The organism is Serinicoccus shuyuelongi, from assembly GCF_045032955.1.
Taxonomy (GTDB): Bacteria; Actinomycetota; Actinomycetes; order Actinomycetales; family Dermatophilaceae; genus Ornithinicoccus.
On sequence record NZ_JBJFZU010000006.1, the window covers coordinates 250895 to 271875 of the forward strand.

Consider the following 20981-nt stretch of genomic DNA (forward strand, 5'->3'; position numbering starts at 1 on the left):
GGTGCGGGCGCGGCGGGGCGTCACCGCTCAGCGACGCCCGACGAACCACTTCCGGATCGTCTCGATCCGGGTGCCGACCTGGTCGGAGGTGGCGGTGGCCAGCTCGGGACCGCCGCAGGCCCGTCGCAGCTCGGCGTGCACGACCCCGTGCGGCTGCCCCTTCTTCTGCGCGTAGGCGGAGACCAGCTTGTTGAGCTCTTTGCGGTGCTCGGCGAGCGCACGGTGGGCGGACACCGCCTGGGCGCGGGCGGCGCCGCCGTCCCGACCGACCTGCTTCTTCTGGCGTTCCCGCAGCAGGCTCGCGACCTGGTCCGGCTCCAGCAGGCCCGGGAGGCCGAGGTACTCGTCCTCGTCCTCGGACCCGGGCATACCGCCGAGGCCGTACTGCTCCGCTTCGAAGAGCACGTGGTCGAACTCGGCGTCCGAGCCGATCGCCTCGAAGCTGCCGGCCAGCTCGTCGGAGGTCCCCTCGTCAGCGTTGGCGGCGGCCATCAGGCCGTCCTCCTCCGACCACAGCTGGTCCTCGTCGGAGGCCGGCCGGTTCAGCGCGTGGTCGCGCTCCACCTCCATGGTGCCCGCGTGGGTGAGCAGCAGCGGGACGTTCGGCAGGAAGACCGAGGCCGTCTCCCCGCGGCGACGGACCCGGACGAAGCGACCGACGGCCTGGGCGAAGAACAGCGGCGTCGAGGTGGACGTGGCGTAGACGCCCACCGCCAGGCGGGGGACGTCCACCCCCTCGGAGACCATCCGCACCGCCACCATCCAGCGGGAGTCGCCGTCGGCGAACTCCTCGATCCGCTCGGAGGCGCCGGCGTCGTCGGAGAGCACGAGGGTGGCCGCCTCCCCGGTGATCTCACGGAGCACCTTGGCGTAGGCGCGCGCCGAGCGCTGGTCGGTGGCGATGACCAGGCCACCGGCGTCCTCGACGTGCCGGCGCACCTCGGAGAGCCGCTTGTCCGCGGCTCGCAGCACCGCCGGCACCCAGTCACCGGCCGGGTCCAGGGCGGTGCGCCAGGCCTGCTTGGTCATGTCCTGGGTGACCGGGTCCCCGAGCCGCGCCTCCAGCTCGTCCCCCACCTTGGTGCGCCAGCGCATGGTGCCGCCGTAGGACAGGAAGAGCACCGGACGGACCACGCCGTCGCGCAGCGCCTCGGCGTAGCCGTAGGTGAAGTCGGCGGAGGAGCGGAGAATGCCCGCAGAGTCCATCTCGTAGCGCACGAACGGGATGGCCGAGGTGTCCGAGCGGAACGGCGTCCCGGTCAGCGCGAGACGTCGGGTGGCCGGCTCGAAGGCCTCCCGGACCGCCTCGCCCCAGCTGAGCGCGTCCCCGCCGTGGTGCACCTCGTCCAGGATCACCAGGGTGCGGGCGGCCTGCGTCCTGGCCCGGTGCAGCAGCGGCTTGCTGGCGACGCCGGCGTAGGTGAGCGCGACCCCGTCGAAGTCGGTGCTGTGCCGGCCCTGGGCGTTGGCGAAGCGCGGGTCGATCCGGATGCCGACCTTGCTCGCCGCCTCGGCCCACTGGGTCTTGAGGTGTTCGGTGGGGGCGACCACGGTGATCCGGTCCACCTCGCCGCGGTCCAGCAGCTCGGTGGCCACCCGCAGCGCGAAGGTCGTCTTGCCGGCACCCGGGGTCGCGACCGCCAGGAAGTCCCGGGGCCGCTCGGTGAGGTACTGCTCCAGCGCGGCGTGCTGCCAGGCACGCAGCTTGCCCGCCGTACCCCAGGCGGCACGCTCGGGATAGGCGGGAGGAAGGTGGGAGGCAGCTGAGGTGGACATCGACGGCCCAGGATAGGCGCTCCCGCGGGGCGACTCACCCGAGCCTGCACTCGCCTCCCGAGACGGACGGGCGTGGTATGCGCGGTCCCGCCCGGCATACCTCCGGGGCGGCGACGCGGGTCCTAGACTGGGGCCATGAGCGTGCGCATGACAGACCAGCCGCTGGACGCCCCCGAGGCCCCGACCGCCCCGGCCACCCGCACCGCGCTGCTGGAGCGGGAGGACACCAAGGTCGAGCCGGACCTCTCCGAGCCGGGTGACCACGAGCGCTTCGCGCACTACGTGCGCAAGGAGAAGATCATGGAGTCCGCGATGAGCGGCAACCCCGTGATCGCGCTCTGCGGCAAGGTCTGGATCCCCGGCCGCGACCCGGAGAAGTTCCCGGTGTGCCCGGCGTGCAAGGAGATCTACCAGGGCCTGCGGGAGCCCCAGGACGGTGGTCCGGGATCCGGGTCCGGCGGAGGGTCGGGCTCCGGCGGCTCCGAGAGCTGACCCCTCCGCCTCACCGCTTCCTGCCCGCCGCTCTTCCCCTCTGCCTCCCTTCTCCCGCCCGCCCCCCTTTCCGACCGGGCGCGCGTTGTGTTCGCACCGGGCGAGCACTATGCATCGACCGGGCGAGCACTATGCATCGACCGGGCGCGCGTTGTGTAACCACCGGGCGAGCACTATGCATCGACCGGGCGCGCGTTATGCGACCACCGGGCGCGCACTGTGTCATGGAATGCCGGTATGCACAACGCTCGCCCGGTCAGAACAGAACGCTCGCCCGGTCAGAACAGAACGCTCGCCCGGTCAGTTGAGCTCGGGGCTGTCCGTGAACGTGGTCAGGAACGACACCGACGAACGTTGGCGCAGCAGCACCTCGCGCCACATGTCGTCGGTGCTCTCCTGGAACGGGTCCCGTGGTTCCCGGGGCACGACGTGCCAGGCGCCCTGGCGTACCTCCCCCTCGAGCTGCCCGGGCCCCCACCCGCTGTAGCCGACGAAGATCCGGAACGCCCCCAGCTCCGGGACCACCAACGGGGCGGGCGCGTCCAGGTCGACCAGGCCGATCCCGCCGAAGAGCAGCTGCGTCCCCAGCGGCGCGTCGCCCGGTTCGTGTCCCGGCACGCTGACCAGGCCCATCGCGGTGTCCCGTCCGACCGGACCGCCACGGAAGAGGACGCCGGGGTCGGTGACGAAGGGCTGCCACTCCGGCAGCACCACGTCGACGCCCGCATCCATCGGCTGGTTCAGCACGAGGCCGTGGGCGCCCTCGTCGTCGTGGTGCAGGACCAGCACCACCGACTCTTCGAACGGGTCCCCGGTCAACGGGGTGGCCACCAGCAGCTGACCGGTCAGGGGTTCCTGCGAGGCCCGACGCGCACCCTCGGTCGGCATCATCGCTCCTGGGCGCCGGTCGGCAACATGTCTCCACTATGACCCCACCGACGTAGGGCCGTCGCGGCGATCCACACCCCGAGGCCGATCCCCAGCAGGTTCGCGGTGGCATCCAGCGGGTCCATCTGCCGCGCCGGGGCCAGAGCATGCTGTAACGGCTCGCTGACCAGCGCGTGCAGCACCAGCAGCACCACCAACCACCGGGCCCGCAGCAGCCAGGCCAGGGCGGCGGGAACCCCGAAGGCCAGCAGGTGGCCCAGCTTGTCCAGCCCGGCCACCCCGCCCGGACCCGGCGCGGTCGGTGTGTAGAGGCCGTAGCCCTGGATGCACAGGCATACCAGCAGCGCCATCCAGCCGCTCAGCACGATCGGGTCCAGCTGACCGGGCGGCCGCCCGGGAGGTCCGCCCGTCAGCTCGGCTCCCCGTCCTGCTTCGCGGCCCGGGCGGCCTTCTCCACGGCCTGGGCGACGGCCTTGGTGGCCTGCGGGTTGAAGACGCTGGGGATGATGTAGGTCGGGTTCAGCTCGTCGGCCGAGACCACGTCGGCCAGGGCCTCCGCCGCCGCCAGCAGCATGTCGTCGTCGATGTGGTCGCTGGCCGCGTCGAGCAGCCCGCGGAACACCCCCGGGAAGACCAGCACGTTGTTGATCTGGTTGGCGAAGTCGCTGCGCCCCGTCGCGACAACGGTCGCGTGCTTGCCGGCCTCGACCGGGTCGACCTCGGGCACCGGGTTGGCCATCGCGAAGACGATGGCGTCCTCGTTCATCGTGGCGATGTCGTCACCGGTCAGGATGTTGCCGGCAGACACCCCGATGAAGACGTCGGCGCCGGCCAGCGCGTCCTTGAGCCCGCCGGTCTCCAGGCCACGGTTGGTCTGGCTGGCGATCCAGGCGAGGTTGCCGTTGTCGCCCCGGACCACGTCCGCACGGCCCGCGTGCACGATGCCGTCGACGTCGGCCACGATCACGTCCTTGGCACCCGCCTGGAGCAGCAGCCGGATGATGGCGGACCCGGCCGCCCCGGCGCCGGACATGACGATCTTGACCGCCCCCAGCTCCTTGTGGACCACCCGCAGCGAGTTCTTCAGCGCCGCGAGCGCCACGATCGCGGTGCCGTGCTGGTCGTCGTGGAAGACCGGGATGTCCAGCTCCCGCCGAAGACGGGCCTCGATGTCGAAGCACCGGGGCGCGGAGATGTCCTCCAGGTTGATCCCGGCGAACCCGGGCGAGATGGCCTTGACGATGCGGACGATCTCGTCGGTGTCGTGCGCGTCCAGGCAGATCGGGAAGGCGTCGATGTCGGCGAAGCGCTTGAACAGCGCGGCCTTGCCCTCCATCACCGGCATCGCGGCCAGCGGGCCGATGTCCCCGAGCCCGAGCACCGCCGAGCCGTCGGTGACGACGGCCACCGTGTTGCGCTTGATCGTCAGGCTGCGCGCGTCCTCGGGACGCTCGGCGATCGCCTGGCAGATCTTCGCCACGCCGGGGGTGTACACGAGCGACAGGTCGTCCCGGTTGCGGATCGGCAGCTTGGACTTGACCTCGAGCTTGCCCCCCAGGTGCGCCAGGAACGTACGGTCGCTGACCCGGCCGATCTCGACACCGTCGACCGCGCCGATCGCCTCGACGACCTCGGCGGCGTGGTCGGTGCCGTAGGTCGCGATCGTGAGGTCGGCCTGCAGCCGCTCGGTGCCGGAGTCGCTGATGTCGACCGCGGTGACCATGCCTCCCACGTCGGAGACGGCGGTGCTGATCTCGGAGACGGCGTTCACGCGAGCCGGCATCTCGAGCCGGACGGTGATGGAGTTGGAGACGGAGGGGACGGGGCTCATACCCCCATTGTCGCCCTATCGCACCTCGGACCGGTATGCGGACACACCGCCCGGCGCGCCGCCCGTCCCGGGCACCCCCGTGGTCGGCGTCACCAGCGGAGCACCACGTCGCACCAGGTGCGCAGCAGCTCCTCGTCGTGCGAGGCCACCAGTACCCCGCAGCCGGTCCGGTGCTGGTGCTCGTGGACCGCCGCGACGACCGCGCGCGAGGTGCCGGAGTCCACCATCGAGGTCGGCTCGTCCAGCAGCAGGTAGTCCGCATCCATCGCGATCGCCCGGGCCAGCACCACCCGTTGCAGCTGACCGCCGGACACCTCGTCGGGGCGGCGGTCCGCGAGCTCGGGGTCCAGGCCGACCAGCTCCAGCAACCGGGGCACGGAGGCGTCGTCGACGCTCCGCCCGGCCAGCCGGAGCGGCTCGGCCACGGTGCGACCCAACCGCCAGCGCGGGTCCACCGCCTGCCGCGGGTCCTGGGGCACGTACGCGATACGGCGACGCAGCTCGGCCGGCACCTGGTGGCCGGTGCCCCGGACCACCCGACCCTCCAGGCGGACCTGCCCGGCCGAGGGTGCGTGCAGCAGGGCCAGGGTGCGCAGCAGCGTCGTCTTTCCCGCACCGGAGGGTGCCATCAACCCGGTGGTGGTGTCGGGACGCACCCTGATGTCGACGTCGCTGCGCACGAGCCGGCCCCGTCCGCGACGCAGGGTCAGCCCGACACCGGCCAGGCCCGCGTCCTGGGAACCACCGCGCCGGGCACCGGGAGAGGCGTCCGGCGAGGAGGTCGGGGTGGCGCGCTGCGGGGTGGCGCGCTGCGGCGCGAGGCCCTGCGGCGTGGAGCGGTGCGGGTCGAGGTGGTGCGGCGCGTGCTCGTGGCTGGCAGCCCGGACCCGGGCGAGCACGTCCCGAGAGCTGAGGTCCTCGTGGTCCCGGGCGCGTCCGTCGTCCAGCTCGACCACCCGGTCCGCGACCTGCTCCGCGAGCTCGAGGTCGTGGGTGACGACCAGCACCGCCCGGTTCTCCTCGTGGGCCAGCACGGACAGCTCGGCCCCGGCTGCCCGCGCCCGGTCCCGGTCCAGCCCGGTGGTCGGCTCGTCGGCCAGGACCAGCCCGGGGTCACCGAGCAGGGCCAGCGCGTTGGACACCCGCTGCGCCTGACCGCCGGAGAGCTGCGAGGGCAGCCGGCGCAGCCAACCGGGCTCGACGTCGTGCCGCCGCAGGGCCGCGTCGACGCTCGCCCGCACCTGCCCGGAAGGCACGTGCACGCGCGCCTTCTCCTGGAGGTGGTGCCGCACGCTGAGCACCGGGGTGAGCGCGGAGACCGGCGACTGCGGGAGCCAGGCCGCGACGCGACCGCGCAGCCGGGCCCGCTCACGGCGACCGGGGTCGAGCAGGTCCACCGGCCCGGACGCGGCGCCCTCGTCGTCCCACCAGGCATACCCCCGGACCTGGGCGCCCTGGGGCAGCAGCCCGAGCAGTGCGCCGAGCAGGGTGGACTTGCCGGCTCCGCTAGGGCCCAGCAGCACGACGACCTCGCCGCGCCGGACCTCGAGGTCCACCTGCTCCAGCACCACCTGGTGGTCGCCACCGGCGACGCTCGGTGGCCCTGTGGGCAACCACCGGCGACGCCCGGTGGGGGTGGCGGGCGTGGGGACCGGCAGCGCCACCCCCAGCCTCTGCACCCGCAGCCCGCTCATGAGCGTCCCCGGGCGGTGGGCCGCAGCCGTTCGGCGAGCAGGAAGACGGTCAGGCTGAGCAGCACCAGGACCAGCCCGGGCAGCACCGCCGGCCACCAGAAGCCGGACAGGATCGCGGTGCGCGACTGCTCGATGATGGTGCCCAGCGACGCCTGGTCGTCGGGCAGCCCGAGTCCCAGGAAGCTCAGCGCCGACTCGTGCATGATCGCGTGCGGCACCATCAGCACCGTCGCCAGCAGCACCCGCCCCAGGACGTGCGCGAGCAGGTGCCGGCTCAGCACCCACCACCTGCCCGCGCCGGCACCCACCGCCGCCTCCACGAAGGAGGCCCCCTGCAGCGCCAGCAGCTCGGCCCGGACCAGCCGGGCGGTGGTGGTCCAGTGGGTGAGCGCGACGCTGAGGACGACGCTGCTCAGGGAGGGTCCGAGCATCGCGACGATGACGATGCCGAGCACCAGGTGCGGCAGCGCGTTGACCGCGTCCACCACCCGCATCAGCAGGGCGTCCACGACGCCCCCACCGCGCCGCGCGGACATGCCGGCCAGACCGCCCACCAGCAGGCCGACCAGGCTCGAGGTGGCCGCGGCGACCAGCCCCACGATGAGGGACACCCGGGCCCCGGACAGGGTGCGGCGCAACAGGTCCCGGCCGGCGTAGTCGGTCCCGAACGGGTGCTCCCCGGACGGTGGCTGGAAGGCCCCGGCGAAGTCCGCACGCTGGGCGCCCGCTCCCCCGATGCCGAGCAGCAGCACCACCGCCACCAGCACCGCCAGGCCGAACCACCGCACCGCACCCGAGCGGGGCGCGTCCGCGCCGAGGGTGGACCAGGGGCGGGTCCGCTCGTCGCGCACCTGGCGCCAGGGCTCAGCCATCCTGCTGCCCCACCCTCGGGTCGACGAGCCGGTAGGCCACGTCCGCGGCCAGGTTGCCCAGCACCACGATCACGGTCGTCAGCACGGTCAGCGCGGCCAGCAGCGCGAAGTCCAGGCGCAACGCCGACTCCACGGTGGCGCTGGCGATCCCCGGCCAGGAGAAGACGGTCTCGACCAGGACCGCACCGGTGATCAGCTCGGGCACCCGCACCCCCAGCACCGTCACCAGCGGCAGCAGGGCCGGGCGCACCGCGTGGTGGCGCAGCAGCCGCTGCCGAGGTATGCCGCGGGCCCAGGCGCCGCGGACCGCGCTCCCGGCGAGCGCGTCCCGGGTGGCGTCCCGGACGACCAGCCCGAACCACGGCAGCTGGGAGAGGGCGAGCACCAGCACCGGGAGCACCGCGTGCGCGAGCACGTCACCCGGGCGCACCGAGGTGGCCTGCGGTGAGGTGGCACCACCGGTGGGCAGCCAGCCCCACCACACGGCCAGCACCCAGATCGCGACCAGACCCAGCCAGAACGGCGGCGCGGCCTGCAGGGCGAGCAGCCCGCCACCGGTCAGCCGGTCCACCAGGGACCCCGGACGGGTGCCCGCCCACGCCCCGACCAGGACCCCGAGCAGCACCGCGAGCGCCAGGGACACCCCCATCAGGCCCAGGGTCCAGGGCAGCCTCTCCACGATCACGGTGAGCACCGGGGCACGCTGGCTGGAGGAGGACCCCAGGTCACCCTGCAGGGCGTTGCCCCACCAGGTGGTCCACTGCTGCACCGCGGAGGTGTCCGCCATCCCGGCCCGCATCGCCTCCAGGGTCGGCCCGTCCATGGTCAGGGCGCGGTCCCCGAGCGCGGCCAGCACCGGGTCGAAGGGTGCGCGCTGTGCCAGCACGAACATCACCAGGGTCACCAGGGCGACGAGCACCGGGATCAGCAGCACCCGCCCCAGCACCAGACGGGCGATCCCGCGCCCGGTGCCCGGCCCGGCCGCAGCCTCCGGGCGCTCGGACGGGCGGCGGTCCGCCGTCAGCGCGCGCCGCCGGTCCACGCCTGCAGGTTCCACCACGGGCCCCCCTGCAGCCCGTGCTCGTGCGGCTCGACGAGCGGCACGTCATACCCGGACCAGGTGTCGGCGCGGATGACGTAGTCGTGCTCGACGTAGGCCAGGAACACCCACGGCAGGTCCTGCGCCAGCTGCTCCTGGACGTCGGCGTAGGCCTGCACGCGCGCGTCGTCGTCCTGGGCGGCCCGGCCTGCCTCCAGCGCGGCGTCCATCTCCGCCGAGTCGTACCCGCCGGGGTTGTCGAAGCCCTGGAAGGCCCGGGAGGAGTGGAACAGCGGGTACGTCGACAGGTCCGCGTTGTAGGGGTTGCCGCTGCCGTAGACGACGGCGTCCTCGCTCATCCTGGGCTCGATGGCCTCCCAGCTCAGGCCCTCGGTCTCGACCTCGATGCCCAGTGCGTCAGCCTGCGCCTGGACCTCGAGGGCGACGTTCTGGCGCAGCGTGTCACCGGCCGGGAACATCAGGACGAACGCCGCACGGCGCCCGTCCTTGGACCGGACACCGTCGTCGCCGACCACCCAGCCCGCCTCGTCCAGGAGATCCTCGGCACCCGCGACGTCGGTCCCGGTCTCGACGACCTCGGAGTACTCCGGGGCCTCCGGCGGGATAGGCCCGTAGGCGGGTCGCCCGGCACCGGCGAGCGCGCCGTCGACCAGGGCCTGCCGGTCGATCCCGGTGTGCAGGGCGCGGCGGATCGCCGGGTCACCGGCGACCGGGTCGGACTCCGGCATCACCAGGGCACGGAAGTCCGCGGTGTCCCGGCGGACCACCTCCCAGTCGGGGTCGGACTCGAAGCGGTCCAAAGCCTGCGTGGGCAGGATCGCGGCGTCGACCTCCCCCGAGGCGACGCGGGCCGCGCGTGAGGCGTCGTCGTCCACGAAGACGAAGGTGGCCCGCTGCACCTGCGGTTGCTCACCCCAGTAGTCCTCGTTCGCCTCGAGCACCAGGCGCTCCCCCGGCCGGTAGCTCTCCATCCGGTAGGGCCCGGTGCCGGGCGGGGCGGTCTCCGCGTCGAGGTCCCGCACGGTCTCCGCGGGGACGATGCCGAGCACCATGGCGGTCACGAACGAGGACTGCGGCGCCTCCAGGGTGAACCGGACGGTGTGCTCGTCGACGGCCTCCACCTGCTCCATCGCGGTGAGGTCGGCCGCCACCGGTGAGGCGTTCTCCGGGTCGACCGCCGCCTGGTAGGTGGCCACCACGTCCTGCGCGTCGAGCTCGGTGCCGTCGTGGAAGAGCACGTCCTGCTGCAGCCCCACCGTGTAGGTGAGGCCGTCCTCCGAGACCTCCGGCGGGGCGTCGGCGAGCAGCGGCTCCACGGTCAGGTCGTCGGTGAGTGCGACGAGACCCTCGGAGACCTTGCCGTCGCCCCACCGGGCATACCCGAGGACGGGGTTGAAGGTGTCGGGGTCGCTGGCACTGGCCACGATGACGTCCTCGGCGCCGGTGGTGCCACTGGTCGAGGCGCCGGGGTCTGCGGAGGTGTCCTCGATGGTCGGATCGGTGCATCCGGCGACCGCGAGCGCGAGGACGCCGGTGGAGATCAGGGTCAGGGGGCGGGGACGGGACGCATGAGTGCGAATCGTTCGCATGTGAAGACGCTATCAGGGCGGTCGAAGACGCCTGGAAGAAGGAGCGGCCTCGATGACGTTGGACCCACCATGAGCACAGTAGACCTGACCGCCGACACCTTCGAGCAGACCGTCACCGGCAACGACATCGTGCTGGTGGACTGGTGGGCCGAGTGGTGCGGCCCGTGCAAGATGTTCGCCCCCACCTACTCCGACGTCTCGGGCAAGCACGAGGACGTCGTCTTCGGCAAGGTCGACACCGAGGACCAGCAGGCGCTCGCCCAGGGCGCCGGGATCTCCTCGATCCCGACGATCATGGCCTTCAAGGAGGGCGTGCTCGTGTTCCGCCAGGCCGGTGCCCTGCCCGCGCGTGAGCTGGAGTCGGTCATCGAGCAGGTGAAGGAGCTGGACATGGACGAGGTCCGGGCCAAGATCGCCGCCGAGGAGACCTCGGAGGAGAACGCCCAGGCCTGACCTGGAGCCTGTGCAGGAACGGTGTGACACCTCCGTCGTCGCGATGACGGATGTGTCACACCGTTCGTGCACACCGGTCGGTATACCCGCACGCACCGACCCCCGTACCGCCGGTCCTGCCATACTCGCCCCATGTCCGTCGGGGCCCTGGCCCGAGCAGCTCGGGCCGACCTGTCACCCTGGGGTGCGGTGCTCGGCGGGCTCGCCGTCGCCGCCTCCTTCTCCCCCAGCCTGCTGCCGCGGACCTGGCCCCTGCAAGGTGCCGCCGCCGGGATCACCGGGGCGCTCGTCTACCTGGTCACGGTGCTGGTCGTCCGGCTGGTCCGGGAGGTGGCCACGCTGGCCGAGGTCAGCGTCGGGATCACCGTGCGGGCCACCCGGGCCGTCCGGATCGGCGTTGCCGTCCTCCTCGGGCTCGCCTTTCTGGCCTACGGACTTTGGGCGCTGGCGGAGCAGCGGACCACGGCCCGGCTCGTCCTGATGCCGCCCCCGCCCTGGTGGCACCCGGTGCTGGCGCTGGGGCTGGCGATCGTGGTCGCCGCGGCGTGCATCGCCGTGGCGCGGGTGCTGCGCAGGGCGTCCGAGGCGGTCGCCCGACACCTCCCCCGTGCGGTGCCCCGCTGGGTGGCGGTGACGGCCGGCGCCCTGGTGGTCGCCACGACGACCGTGGCGCTCACCGACGCCGTGCTCGTCTCCCGGGTCAGCCAGGCGCTCGGTGAGCGCTTCTACGAGATCAACGCGCAGGTCCGCGAGGGGTTCACGCCGCCGACCACGGACGGTCGCTCCGGAGGCCCGGGCTCGGGCGTGGCCTGGGAGTCGCTCGGGCAGGAGGGCCAGGTCTTCGTGGCCGGCGGTCCGGACGCCGCCCGGATCACCCGGGTCACCGGCGCGCCGGCCGTCGAGCCGGTCAGGGTGTATGCCGGTCTGGAGACCTCCGGGAGCATCGACGAGGCCGCCGACCGGGTGGTGGACGAGCTGCGCCGCACCGGGGCCTTCGAGCGATCGGTGCTGGTCGTGTACTTCACCACCGGCACCGGGTGGGTCAACGAGTGGTCCGCCCAGTCGGTGGAGTACCTCACCGGTGGCGACAGCGCGATCGCCGCGATGCAGTACTCCTACCTGCCCAGCCCGCTGGCGCTGATCTCGGACCGGGTGTCCTCGCCGCGGGCCGCCCGGGCGCTCTTCGACCGCGTGCAGACCGAGGTGCTGTCCCTCCCCGCCGACGACCGCCCGCAGCTGATGGTCGCGGGCGAGTCGCTGGGCTCCTTCGGCGGTCATGGCGCCTTCGCCGACGCCGAGCAGATGCTGGCCGACGTCGACGGCGGGGTGTGGGTCGGGACGCCCGCGTTCACCCCGCTGTGGCGCACCATCACCGACGAGCGTCAGCAGGGGTCGCCGGAGGTGGCGCCGGTGGTCGACAACGGGCGCCACCTGCGGTTCGCCACCCGCGCCGAGGACCTGGAGGCCGACCTCTACGGTCGCCCGCTGGGCGAGTGGGAGGAGCCCCGCATCGCCTACCTGCAGCACGCCTCTGACCCGATCTCGCGCTGGGACGGTGACCTCCTGCTGTCCCGTCCGGACTGGATCAGCGAACGGGCCGGCACGGACGTCAACCCCGAGGTCCGCTGGCTCCCGCTGGTGACCTTCTGGCAGGTGACCACCGACCAGGCGGTGGGCAACTCCACCCAGCAGGGACACGGGCACATCTACCACGACGACGTGGTCACCGCCTGGGCCGCGGTGCTCGGCGCCGAGGGCACCGACGTCGGACCCGTCATCGAGGCGATCCGGTCCCGGTAGGACCGTTCCTGGGCCGGTGACAAGAAATGATCGTCACCGCTCGGTGATCCGTACCGCTTTCACCAGAATTTTGTCTCGTTCTGTGATTGTATGAGCCCACCATGAAGGTCGTCGTGGATTCATCAGAATCCTTGCGCCAGCCAGGGTGTTCTCCCACCGGGATACACCTCCTGACCACGGTCCCACGTGGTCCAGAATTCATGGACGCGGCCCCACGACGTCGTGGGGCCGACATTGTCCGACGGTGACACGAATCCCTGCCGGCGGACTGATCGAAAAGGATGTCCCGATGAAATTCTCACGCACACTCATGGCCGTTCCTGCCGCCGGCGCCGCGCTGGTGCTGCTCGCCGGGGCCCCTGCCCTGGCGTCCACCTCCGAGCCCGGTGCGGCCGCCGCCGAGCTGCTGCCCGTCCCGCTGAACGACGCCCCGGGCTCCGGTGCGGCACTGCTGGAGGTGGACGGCACCACGGTGACCTTCGCCCTCGCCTACGAGGGGCTGCTGGCGGACGCGCCGCACGCCGCGCACATCCACTACGGGCCGGACGCCCGCAACGCCTGCCCGACCGCCGAGGACGACGCCGACGGGGACGGCTTCCTGACCACCACCGAGGGCGGCCCCGCCTACGGTGGAATCAAGGTCTCGCTGACCACCGAGGGTGACACCAGCCCGGACTCCGGCCTGGCCATCGACCGCTTCGGCGTCGGTGACGCCGTCAGCTACGGCCGCGAGGGAGTCGAGGTCGACCAGGAGACGGCCGACGCACTGATGGCCGGCGAGGCAGTCGTCGTCGTGCACGGTGTCGACCACGACGGCAGCGGCGCCTACGACGAGGGTGATCGCGGTGCGTCCGACCTGGACCCCTCGCTGCCCGGTGAGGCCACCGACCCCGCCCTGTGCGGCGTCCTCCAGGCTGCGCAGATGGGTGAGATGCCCGGTGGCGGCGTCGGCACGGGTGAGGCCGCTGTCGGCGGCCAGAACCTGGCGCTCGCCGCGGCCGGTGGTGTCGCCCTCGCCGGTGGCGCGCTGATCCTGGCCCGTCGTCGCAACGCCGACCAGAGCTGATCGAGAACAGCTGATGACCGAGGACGTCGGGCAGCCGGGCATACCCCGCGCTGCCCGACGTCCAGGTCCCGTCCGACCCGGGCAGTCTCAGCCGTCGACGCCCCTCACAGGCTCTCGGCGACCGACCTCAGGTAGGCCGCGAGCGCCCGGGGCGCGGACCGCGGCGCCAACTGCTCGACGGCCGCGTTGTAGTTGGTGTTCGTGTTGACGTCGTAGGTCAGGATCCGGCCGTCCACCGACTCGATGAACTCGATCCCGCAGACCTCGAGGTCGTTGTCCCGCGCGAAGGCCAGGTATGCCTCGATGATCGGGTGGTCGAACCCCTGGCGCAGCGAGAAGAGCTGCTGTCCGATCTCCGGTGCCACGGTGGCCCCGGGCGGCATCACCGGTCGACCGGTCTCGGGGTCGATCGCACAGGCGTCGGCCGGGCAGAGCTGGAACCCGCCGCGGGCGGTGTCGGCCTCGATGGCGTAGATGAACTCACCCCCGACGATCTCGACGCGGGTGATGCTCGGGCGGGCCGGTTGCACGTACTCCTGGATGAGGGTGATCCCGTCCTGCGGCTCCTCGAACTCGTCGGAGTCGACGTACCGGCGCAGCTCGGCGTGGCTGTCGAACTTGCGCACCCCGAGCCCCTTACCGCCCTGGTTGTGCTTGGTCACGAAGGGCGCCGGGACGGAGTCTGCGGCGACGGCCACGTGCTGGCGACCGACGGCGGCGACAGTGTGCGGGGTGTCGATGCCGGCCGCCCGCAGGCGCGCGAGCTGGTCGACCTTGCTCATCTCCAGCTCCAGGACCTGTCGGCCGTTGACCGTGCGACGTCCGTACGACTCAAGCCAGGACAGCACCGCCCGGCTGTAGTCCTTGGACAGGTCGTGCCCCCGGGTGTGCGAGGAGGCGCTGATCCGTGACCAGAAGACCCCTTCGGGCGGTGCCGAGCCCAGGTCGAGCACCCCGTCGGTGAGCAGCCACTCCTCGACGTGCAGACCTTCGGCGGCCAGCGCCTCAGCGAACGGCGGGAACCACTCGGGGTTCTCGTGCAGCGCATAGATCGTGGGGGTGGTCATACCTGCCCACCCTACGTTCCTGGCCCCGGGTCGACCCTGTGGCCCGTCGGCGGCACAGGGTCGCTCAGGACCCGAGGAACGAGCTGCTGACCCGTTCCTCCAGGGCGTCCTCGAGCAGCGTGACGAGCGCCTCGAGCTGCACGTCGGCGGAGTCGGGGATCTCGTCGTCAGCGCCGTCGAGCGCCCGCGCGGCGAGGCCCGCCTTGCTGTCGATGAGCTCGGCGATCCTGGAGTCGAGGGTCTGCGCGGCGATGATCCGCCAGGCGGTGACCGGCTCCTCCTGGCCGATGCGGTGGATGCGGTCGATGGCCTGGGTCTGCTCGGCATCGGTCCACGACAGCTCCGCCAGCACCATGTTGGAGGCGACCTGGAGGTTGATGCCGACGCCTGCGGCCGTCAGCGAGCAGACGACGACGGCGACGTCCGGGTCGTGGGTGAACGCGTCGATCTGCTTCTGCCGGGCCGAGGCGCTCTGGTCGCCGCGGATGGAGGCATACCGGATGCCGCGCTGGGCGAACGTCGCCTCGGCGGTGTCCATGACATCGATGTGCTTGGCGAAGAAGACGACCTTGCCTGCGCTGCGGGCGAGCTGCGCGGCGTAGTCGGCCGCCAGGCCGGCCTTCGCCTGCCCGATGCGTCGCATCATGGTGAAGACGTTCTCCTCGGAGGCCTTGGCGGCCTTGCTCGCCCGTTCCCGGGCGGCCACCTGGCGCACCAGGTCGCGATCGATGCCGTCGCCGGCTCGTTCGGGACGTGCCTCCAGCGCCCGCTCGTAGCGGGTGACGAGACGACGGGCCAGGCTCTGCTCGGCGGCGCGGATGGATCGGCCGGCCTCGCCGTCGATCTCGACGGGGACGTCGGCAACCCGGCGGGCCGGCAGGTCGGTGGCAACGTCCACCTTGCGGCGCCGCACGATGCCCCGGTTGATGACGGCCGCGCGGGCGGCGGCGGAGAAGCCGCGGTCGGCCGGGGTCAGGCCGATCTCCTCGAGCGCCTCCATCAGCTCGCCGACCGGCTTCGCCTCGTCGATCCAGCCGAGGAACTGCCAGATCGCCGTGAAGTCCTCGATGTCGTTGATCAGCGGCGTGCCGGTGAGCGCCATCAGCAGCGGGTCACCGACCCGGGTGCGGATGCGACGGGAGAGCTGCAGGACGTGCTGGGACCGCTGCGACTTCCGGTTCTTGATGTAGTGCGCCTCGTCGACCACCATCCCGCGCAGACCCAGGTCGCCGAGCCAGCCCACGTGCCGGTCGAGCACCTCGTAGTTGACGATGATGATGTCGGCGAAGCCGTCGATCGTGTCGCCGTCCCCGTGGACCACCGTCGCGGGGTGGTTCGGCGTCCACAGCTCGGCCTCGCGCGCCCAGTTCATCTTCACGACGTTGGGCACGACGACGAGCAGGGGGTAGGCGTTCGCCGCCTTGGCGGCCAGCAGGGCCTGCGCGGTCTTGCCCAGACCGGGCTCGTCGGCGAGCAGGAACGTCCGGTGGCCCTCGGCCGCTGCCGCGACCATCTTCGCCTGGTGCGGCATCACGTCCAGCCGCCCGCCCGCCCGGGTGGCGCGCGGCGCCGGCAGGTCCATGCAGGACAGTGAGCCGCCGGCCTCGAAGGACCTCAGCAGCGGCTGGATGAGCTCCCACCCGGCGAGCCTGCGGGGTGCCGCGGTGAGCTTGGCGACGGCGGAGAAGTCGGGTGCCAGGAAGGGGTTGGCGAGCTGTCGGGACACCACCGACTGGGGCACCACCTGGCGCTGGTCGGCCGGTGTGGGCTCGACGGGCACGGGCTCCTGGACGGGCTCGTCCGGCACCTCGATGCCGGCCGCCTCCAGGAGCTCACGGCGCAGCGCACGCGCCCGGTCGGAGATGACCGCGTCGTCAGCGAGGAGTCCCAGCAGCGAGGTGTCACGGGCGGCGGTCGTGGCCAGGATGGTGGCGATACCGTCCAGCCGCTTCAGCTCCTCGACGCGGCGGGCTCCGGGCTTCGTCTCGTCCGCCTTGACCCGGGCACGTTCCTCACGCATCAGGAGGGCGACCACCTGGAACTTCGTCCGGGTCGCCGGCACCGTCCGTCCACGCTGGACCGTGGACTCGACCTCGCGGACGACCTGGGCCAGCACCGGGATGATGCCGTCGTTGTCATGACGGGGTCGCCGCTGGGTGCGCGTGCGTGCGCCGTTCTGACGCTGGGCTCCTCGAGCCACGGGCTCCTCCTCGGAAACGATCATGCATTCACCGGCGACGGGACGGAGCCGGCACCGCAGCCGCGGCGGCCGACGGACGCCCGGGCGGTCACGGCTGGAGGCCGCCCCCCGGGTGCAGACTGGTCCAGCGGATCTTCACGAGATCGACGCGACGAACGGGACCAACCACAATGACAGTACCCAGCGTACCGCGTGCCGGCGGTGCTCGGCGCACGGCTCGCAGAGGCGCGCGTCGTCAGAGCCTGGGGTCGACGGGCTCGGACTCGAGGGCCAGGACGGCGAAGACCGACTGGTGCACCTTCCAGAGGGGCGCCTGGTCGACGACGTCGGTGAGCGCTTCCAGCCCCAACCCGTGCTCGCGTCGGGCCAGCTGTCGCTTCCGGCCGAGGTTCCGGTCGCGGAGCAGCGGCAGCGAGTCCGTGTAGTCGGGCCCGTACACGATGCGCAGGTACTCCCGTCCCCGCACCTTGAGGCCGGGCTGGACCGAGGCGTCGGTGAGGTGGGCCGGCTTGACGACCATCCCCTCTCCCCCGCCCGCCGTCAGCTCCTCCCACCACCGGGTCGCGGCATCGCGGTCCTGACCGGAGGCGAGGTCGACGAAGCGGTGGCGGGTCGGCGTGATGAGGTCGCCGCGCAGGGCGGCGAGCGCGCGAAGGTGCCACTCGTGGGGACGGGTCACCGCCAGCGCTTGCCCTTCAGCGGCGAGGACCTGGAAGGGAGCCAGCGTGACGCCGCCCAGGCCCTGGGCCGGGGAGACGTGGGCGGCGTAGGCGGCCCGGAACTTCTCGGCGTTGGCGAGGCGACGTCCGGTGTCGCGGGTCAGGTCGCCGACGTCCAGGCCACGCGCGGCAGCGCTCTCCAGGAGCCTGAGGGCCTCAGGCAAGGCGTGGCTCGCGGCCGCCCCGACGGAGGCGTACTGGGTCTGGATGAGGTCCAGCGCCTTGACAGACCACGGGAGCAGCTCGCAGTCGAGGGCCACCCAGTCCGTCTCCAACGACTCGAACAACGGCACGACCGCGTGCCGGAGACGGTCGAGCAGCTCACCGCTGCCGGGGAAGAACGGGCGGCCGGTGCGGGTGTAGATCGCGCCGCTGGTGCCGTCACCCACGCCGAAGCGCCGCTCGGCGGTCTCGGCGTCCCGGGCGACGACCGCGATGGCGCGCGAGCCCATGTGCTTCTCCTCGCACACCACCCGCGTGACGCCCCACCCGGCATACTCCTCGAAGGCCTGCTCCGGGTGCTCCAGGAAACCTTCCCTCGACGAGGTGGCGACCGGCGACATGGTGGGCGGCAGGTAGATCAGCCACCGCGGGTCGACGGCGAACCGGCTCATCACCTCCAGGGCGGCAGCAGCGTTCTCCTCCGGGACCTTGACCTTGCCGGCGTGCGTGGTCTGCAGCCACCGGGTGCCGGCCACGTCGTCGATGCGCAGCACCGAGGGCTCCCGGTCGCGGACCGCCGGGGCGAGCGGTCGGACCGGCTCGTACCACTCCTGCTCCGCCGGGACCGACACGACCTCCCGTTCTGGATAGCGCAGCGCGGTGAGCTCGCCACCGAAGACGACGCCGGTGTCCAGGCAGATGGTGTTGTTGACCCACTCCGCCGTGGGGACCGGGGTATGCCCGTAGACGACCGTGGCGCGGCCGCGGTACTCCTGCGCCCAGGGGTAGCGCACGGGTAGCCCGAACTCGTCGGTCTCCCCGGTGGTGTCGCCGTAGAGGGCGAACGCGCGGACCCGCCCGGAGGAGCGGCCGTGGTATGCCTCCTTCAACCCGGCGTGGGCGACGACCAGCCGTCCGTCGTCGAGGACGTAGTGGCTGATGAGCCCGTCCAGGAAGGCCTGGGTACGGGACCGGAACTCCGCAGGCTCCTGCTCCAGCTGGGCGAGGGACTCGGCCAGCCCGTGCGAGACGGTGACCTTCGAGCCACGCAGGGCCCGCAGCAGCTTGGCCTCGTGGTTGCCGGACACGCAGAGCGCGTCGCCGGACGCCACCATGCCCATGACCAGACGCAGCACACCGACCGTGTCCGGTCCCCGGTCCACCAGGTCACCGACGAAGACGGCCTGCCGCCCCTCCGGGTGGGACGCGCCGACGGCGACGCCGGTCTCGTCCAGGGCCAGGGTCCACCCCAGCCGGGAGAGCAGTGTCCGCAGCTCGGAGGCGCAGCCGTGGACGTCGCCGATGACGTCGAAGGGGCCGTGCAGCTCGGTCCGGTCGTTCCACGGGCGCTCGCGCACGATCCGCGCCGCGTCGATCTGCTCGCTCCCACGCAGGACGTGGACCCGGCGGAAGCCCTCCTTGGTCAGCTTGCCCAGGGACCGCTGCAGGTCCCGGTGCTGCCGGGTGACGACGTGACGGCCGAAGTCACGATCCGGGCGTGCCTCGTTGCGTTGGGCCGCCACCGTCTCGGGCAAGTCCAGCACGAGCGCGTCCACCAGGACGTCCTGACTCTTGGCGAGGCTGACGAGCGCGGCGCGCGCGCCTCGTTGCACGTTCGTGGCGTCGACCACCGTGAGCAGACCGCGACGCAACCGCGTTCCGACGATGTAGTGCAGCACGTCGAAGGCGTCGGGCGTGGCCGTCTGGTCGTTCTCGTCGTCGGCGACCAGACCCCGGCAGAAGTCGCTGGAGAGGACCTCGGTCGGTGCGAAATGGGTGCGGGCGAATGTCGACTTGCCGCTGCCCGAGACACCGACCAGGACGACCAGGCCCATGGCCGGGACGGTGATCGGACGCTCCTGCGCGACCTCAGTCATCCTGCTTCTCCTTCCGGGTGAAGAGGGCCATCTGGGTGGGCTGACCGTGGTCGGTGTCGCTCTCGCCGATGCCGCGCTGCTCCACGGCGTAGCCGTAGGTGGAGGCCACGCGCTGGGTCCAGTCGGAGAACTCGCCACGGGTCCACTCGAAACGATGGTCCGGGTGGCGTGGGCCGTCGAGCTCGTCGTACAGGATGTTGTACTCGCTGTTGGGGGTCGTCACGACGACCAGGTCGGGCCGGGCGGTGCCCCAGACCACCCGCTCCACCGCCTCCAGCCGGGAGGGGTCGACGTGCTCGACGACCTCCATCAGGACGGCGGCGTCGAAGCCGCCGAACCGGTCGTCCTCATAGGTGAGAGCGCCCTGGAACAGGTGGACGCGCTCTGCCTGACGCTCACTCATCTGCTCCAGCCGGACACGCGCGGCGGCCTGCTGAACGGACCGCGCCGACACGTCGGCGCCTGCCACCCGGGTGAAGGCCGACGTCCCGACGAGGCGCTCCAGGAACTGCCCGGAGCCACAGCCGAGGTCGATGACCGACCGCACCTGCGCATCGAGCAGAACCTGGTGGACAGCGGCATGACGCTGCGCGTTGAGCGGGACGCGCTTCTCGTCCGGCTGCCGTACCTCTTCCTCCGCCGCCGGCTCCACCTCGTCCAGGTCGTCGCCGAGCTCGGCCAGGCGCGCCAGCGCCACCCGGCGCAGGGCACCGGCACGTCCGAGGTAACGGCGGGTGATCAGGTCCCGCTCCGGGTGGGTCGGCAGCCAGCCCTCCCCGGAGCGCATCAGCTTGTCGACCTCGTCGGGTCCCTGCCAGTAGTGCTTGGACTCGTCCAGCACCGGCAGCAGGACGTGCAGCTGGTTCAGCGCGTCGGCCAGGCGCACGGTGCCGGTGATGCGCAGCCGGACGTACCGTGAGTCGCCCCACTCGGGGAAGGTGTCGTCCAGCGGGAGGGCCTCGGCCTCGACGGTCCATCCCAGGGGTTCGAAGAAGCGGTGCGCGATGCCCGGTCCCCCACGGCACGGCAGCACCGGGATGGTGACCTCGAGCGGGATCGGCGTGTCCGCCAGGTCCTGGCGGGAGTCGCAGCGCCCGCTGCGAGCGGTGCTGAAGACCTGCCCCATCGACACGGCGAACAAGGAGGAGGCGGCATACGGACGGTCGTTGACGTACTGCGCCAGGCTGAAGTCCGGGGAGCCCTTCCTGCGGGAGCGTGCGAGACGGACCGGGTCGACCTCGAGCATGAGGGCGGCGGTGCACCTCTCCTCGCTCGCCTCGGGGTAGAAGACCGTGGCGGTGCCGAACGACTGGTCGAAACGTTGGACGCGGTCGGGGTGCTTGTGCAGCAGGTAACCCAGATCGGTCGCCGGCCGGTGCGTCGTCGCCACGGTCAGGAGCATCCGCCCAGTCTGCACGAGCACCGGCCGGTCCAC

General features: G+C 72.2%; 16 protein-coding genes. 4 read left to right on the plus strand and 12 right to left on the minus strand.

Going from position 1 to position 20981, the window contains the following annotated elements; genetic code table 11:
- Positions 1-27 precede the first annotated feature (27 nt).
- Positions 28-1776: a DEAD/DEAH box helicase gene (locus ACI3EY_RS10365; protein WP_405040359.1), complete on the minus strand. Its 1749-nt coding sequence runs from the start codon at positions 1774-1776 to the stop codon at positions 28-30.
- Positions 1777-1911: 135 nt separating this feature from the next.
- On the opposite strand from ACI3EY_RS10365, the gene ACI3EY_RS10370 reads away from it, so the two are divergent.
- The gene (locus tag ACI3EY_RS10370; protein ID WP_405040360.1) at positions 1912-2268 is read left to right on the plus strand and encodes a DUF3039 domain-containing protein; all 357 of its coding nucleotides are present in this window, start codon (positions 1912-1914) and stop codon (positions 2266-2268) included.
- A 300-nt stretch (positions 2269-2568) separates the two neighbouring features.
- On the opposite strand, the gene ACI3EY_RS10375 is transcribed toward ACI3EY_RS10370, so the two are convergent.
- The 7 genes from ACI3EY_RS10375 to ACI3EY_RS10405 form a co-directional block, all read right to left on the minus strand.
- The gene (locus tag ACI3EY_RS10375; protein ID WP_405037422.1) at positions 2569-3156 is read right to left on the minus strand and encodes a YqgE/AlgH family protein; all 588 of its coding nucleotides are present in this window, start codon (positions 3154-3156) and stop codon (positions 2569-2571) included.
- The gene (locus tag ACI3EY_RS10380) at positions 3156-3521 is read right to left on the minus strand and encodes a hypothetical protein (RefSeq protein ID WP_405040361.1); all 366 of its coding nucleotides are present in this window, start codon (positions 3519-3521) and stop codon (positions 3156-3158) included. Before ACI3EY_RS10380 ends, ACI3EY_RS10375 begins: the two co-directional genes overlap by 1 nt.
- A 44-nt stretch (positions 3522-3565) precedes the next feature.
- Positions 3566-4987, minus strand: coding sequence for an NAD-dependent malic enzyme (locus tag ACI3EY_RS10385; RefSeq protein WP_405037420.1), 1422 nt, complete (start codon positions 4985-4987; stop codon positions 3566-3568).
- 89 nt (positions 4988-5076) lie between these two features.
- On the minus strand, positions 5077-6681 hold the full coding sequence (locus tag ACI3EY_RS10390; protein ID WP_405040362.1) for an ABC transporter ATP-binding protein: 1605 nt from the start codon (positions 6679-6681) through the stop codon (positions 5077-5079).
- Positions 6678-7553: an ABC transporter permease gene (locus ACI3EY_RS10395; protein ID WP_405037418.1), complete on the minus strand. Its 876-nt coding sequence runs from the start codon at positions 7551-7553 to the stop codon at positions 6678-6680. The genes ACI3EY_RS10390 and ACI3EY_RS10395 overlap by 4 nt, the downstream gene beginning before the upstream one ends.
- The gene (locus tag ACI3EY_RS10400) at positions 7546-8595 is read right to left on the minus strand and encodes an ABC transporter permease (protein ID WP_405040363.1); all 1050 of its coding nucleotides are present in this window, start codon (positions 8593-8595) and stop codon (positions 7546-7548) included. Before ACI3EY_RS10400 ends, ACI3EY_RS10395 begins: the two co-directional genes overlap by 8 nt.
- On the minus strand, positions 8574-10202 hold the full coding sequence (locus ACI3EY_RS10405; RefSeq protein WP_405040364.1) for an ABC transporter substrate-binding protein: 1629 nt from the start codon (positions 10200-10202) through the stop codon (positions 8574-8576). Before ACI3EY_RS10405 ends, ACI3EY_RS10400 begins: the two co-directional genes overlap by 22 nt.
- 69 nt (positions 10203-10271) lie before the next feature.
- On the opposite strand from ACI3EY_RS10405, the gene trxA reads away from it, so the two are divergent.
- From trxA to ACI3EY_RS10420, 3 genes are all read left to right on the plus strand, one after another.
- Complete coding sequence (gene trxA, locus ACI3EY_RS10410) at positions 10272-10655, plus strand: thioredoxin (RefSeq protein WP_405040365.1); 384 nt, start codon at positions 10272-10274, stop codon at positions 10653-10655.
- A gap of 132 nt (positions 10656-10787) precedes the next feature.
- Complete coding sequence (locus ACI3EY_RS10415; RefSeq protein ID WP_405040366.1) at positions 10788-12455, plus strand: alpha/beta hydrolase; 1668 nt, start codon at positions 10788-10790, stop codon at positions 12453-12455.
- A gap of 310 nt (positions 12456-12765) precedes the next feature.
- Positions 12766-13521, plus strand: coding sequence for a CHRD domain-containing protein (locus ACI3EY_RS10420; protein ID WP_405040367.1), 756 nt, complete (start codon positions 12766-12768; stop codon positions 13519-13521).
- 104 nt (positions 13522-13625) lie between these two features.
- Here the strand turns inward: ACI3EY_RS10420 and ACI3EY_RS10425 are convergent, their stop codons facing one another.
- The 4 genes from ACI3EY_RS10425 to ACI3EY_RS10440 all read right to left on the minus strand — a co-directional run bounded on the left by ACI3EY_RS10425 (position 13626) and on the right by ACI3EY_RS10440 (position 20948).
- Positions 13626-14588, minus strand: a complete 963-nt coding sequence (locus tag ACI3EY_RS10425; protein WP_405040368.1) for an ATP-grasp domain-containing protein — start codon at positions 14586-14588, stop codon at positions 13626-13628.
- Positions 14589-14652: 64 nt separating this feature from the next.
- Positions 14653-16812, minus strand: a complete 2160-nt coding sequence (locus ACI3EY_RS10430) for a DEAD/DEAH box helicase (protein ID WP_405040369.1) — start codon at positions 16810-16812, stop codon at positions 14653-14655.
- A 211-nt stretch (positions 16813-17023) separates the two neighbouring features.
- Complete coding sequence (locus tag ACI3EY_RS10435) at positions 17024-19546, minus strand: polynucleotide kinase-phosphatase (RefSeq protein WP_405040370.1); 2523 nt, start codon at positions 19544-19546, stop codon at positions 17024-17026.
- Complete coding sequence (locus ACI3EY_RS10440) at positions 19539-20948, minus strand: 3' terminal RNA ribose 2'-O-methyltransferase Hen1 (RefSeq protein WP_405040371.1); 1410 nt, start codon at positions 20946-20948, stop codon at positions 19539-19541. The genes ACI3EY_RS10435 and ACI3EY_RS10440 overlap by 8 nt, the downstream gene beginning before the upstream one ends.
- Positions 20949-20981 lie beyond the last annotated feature (33 nt).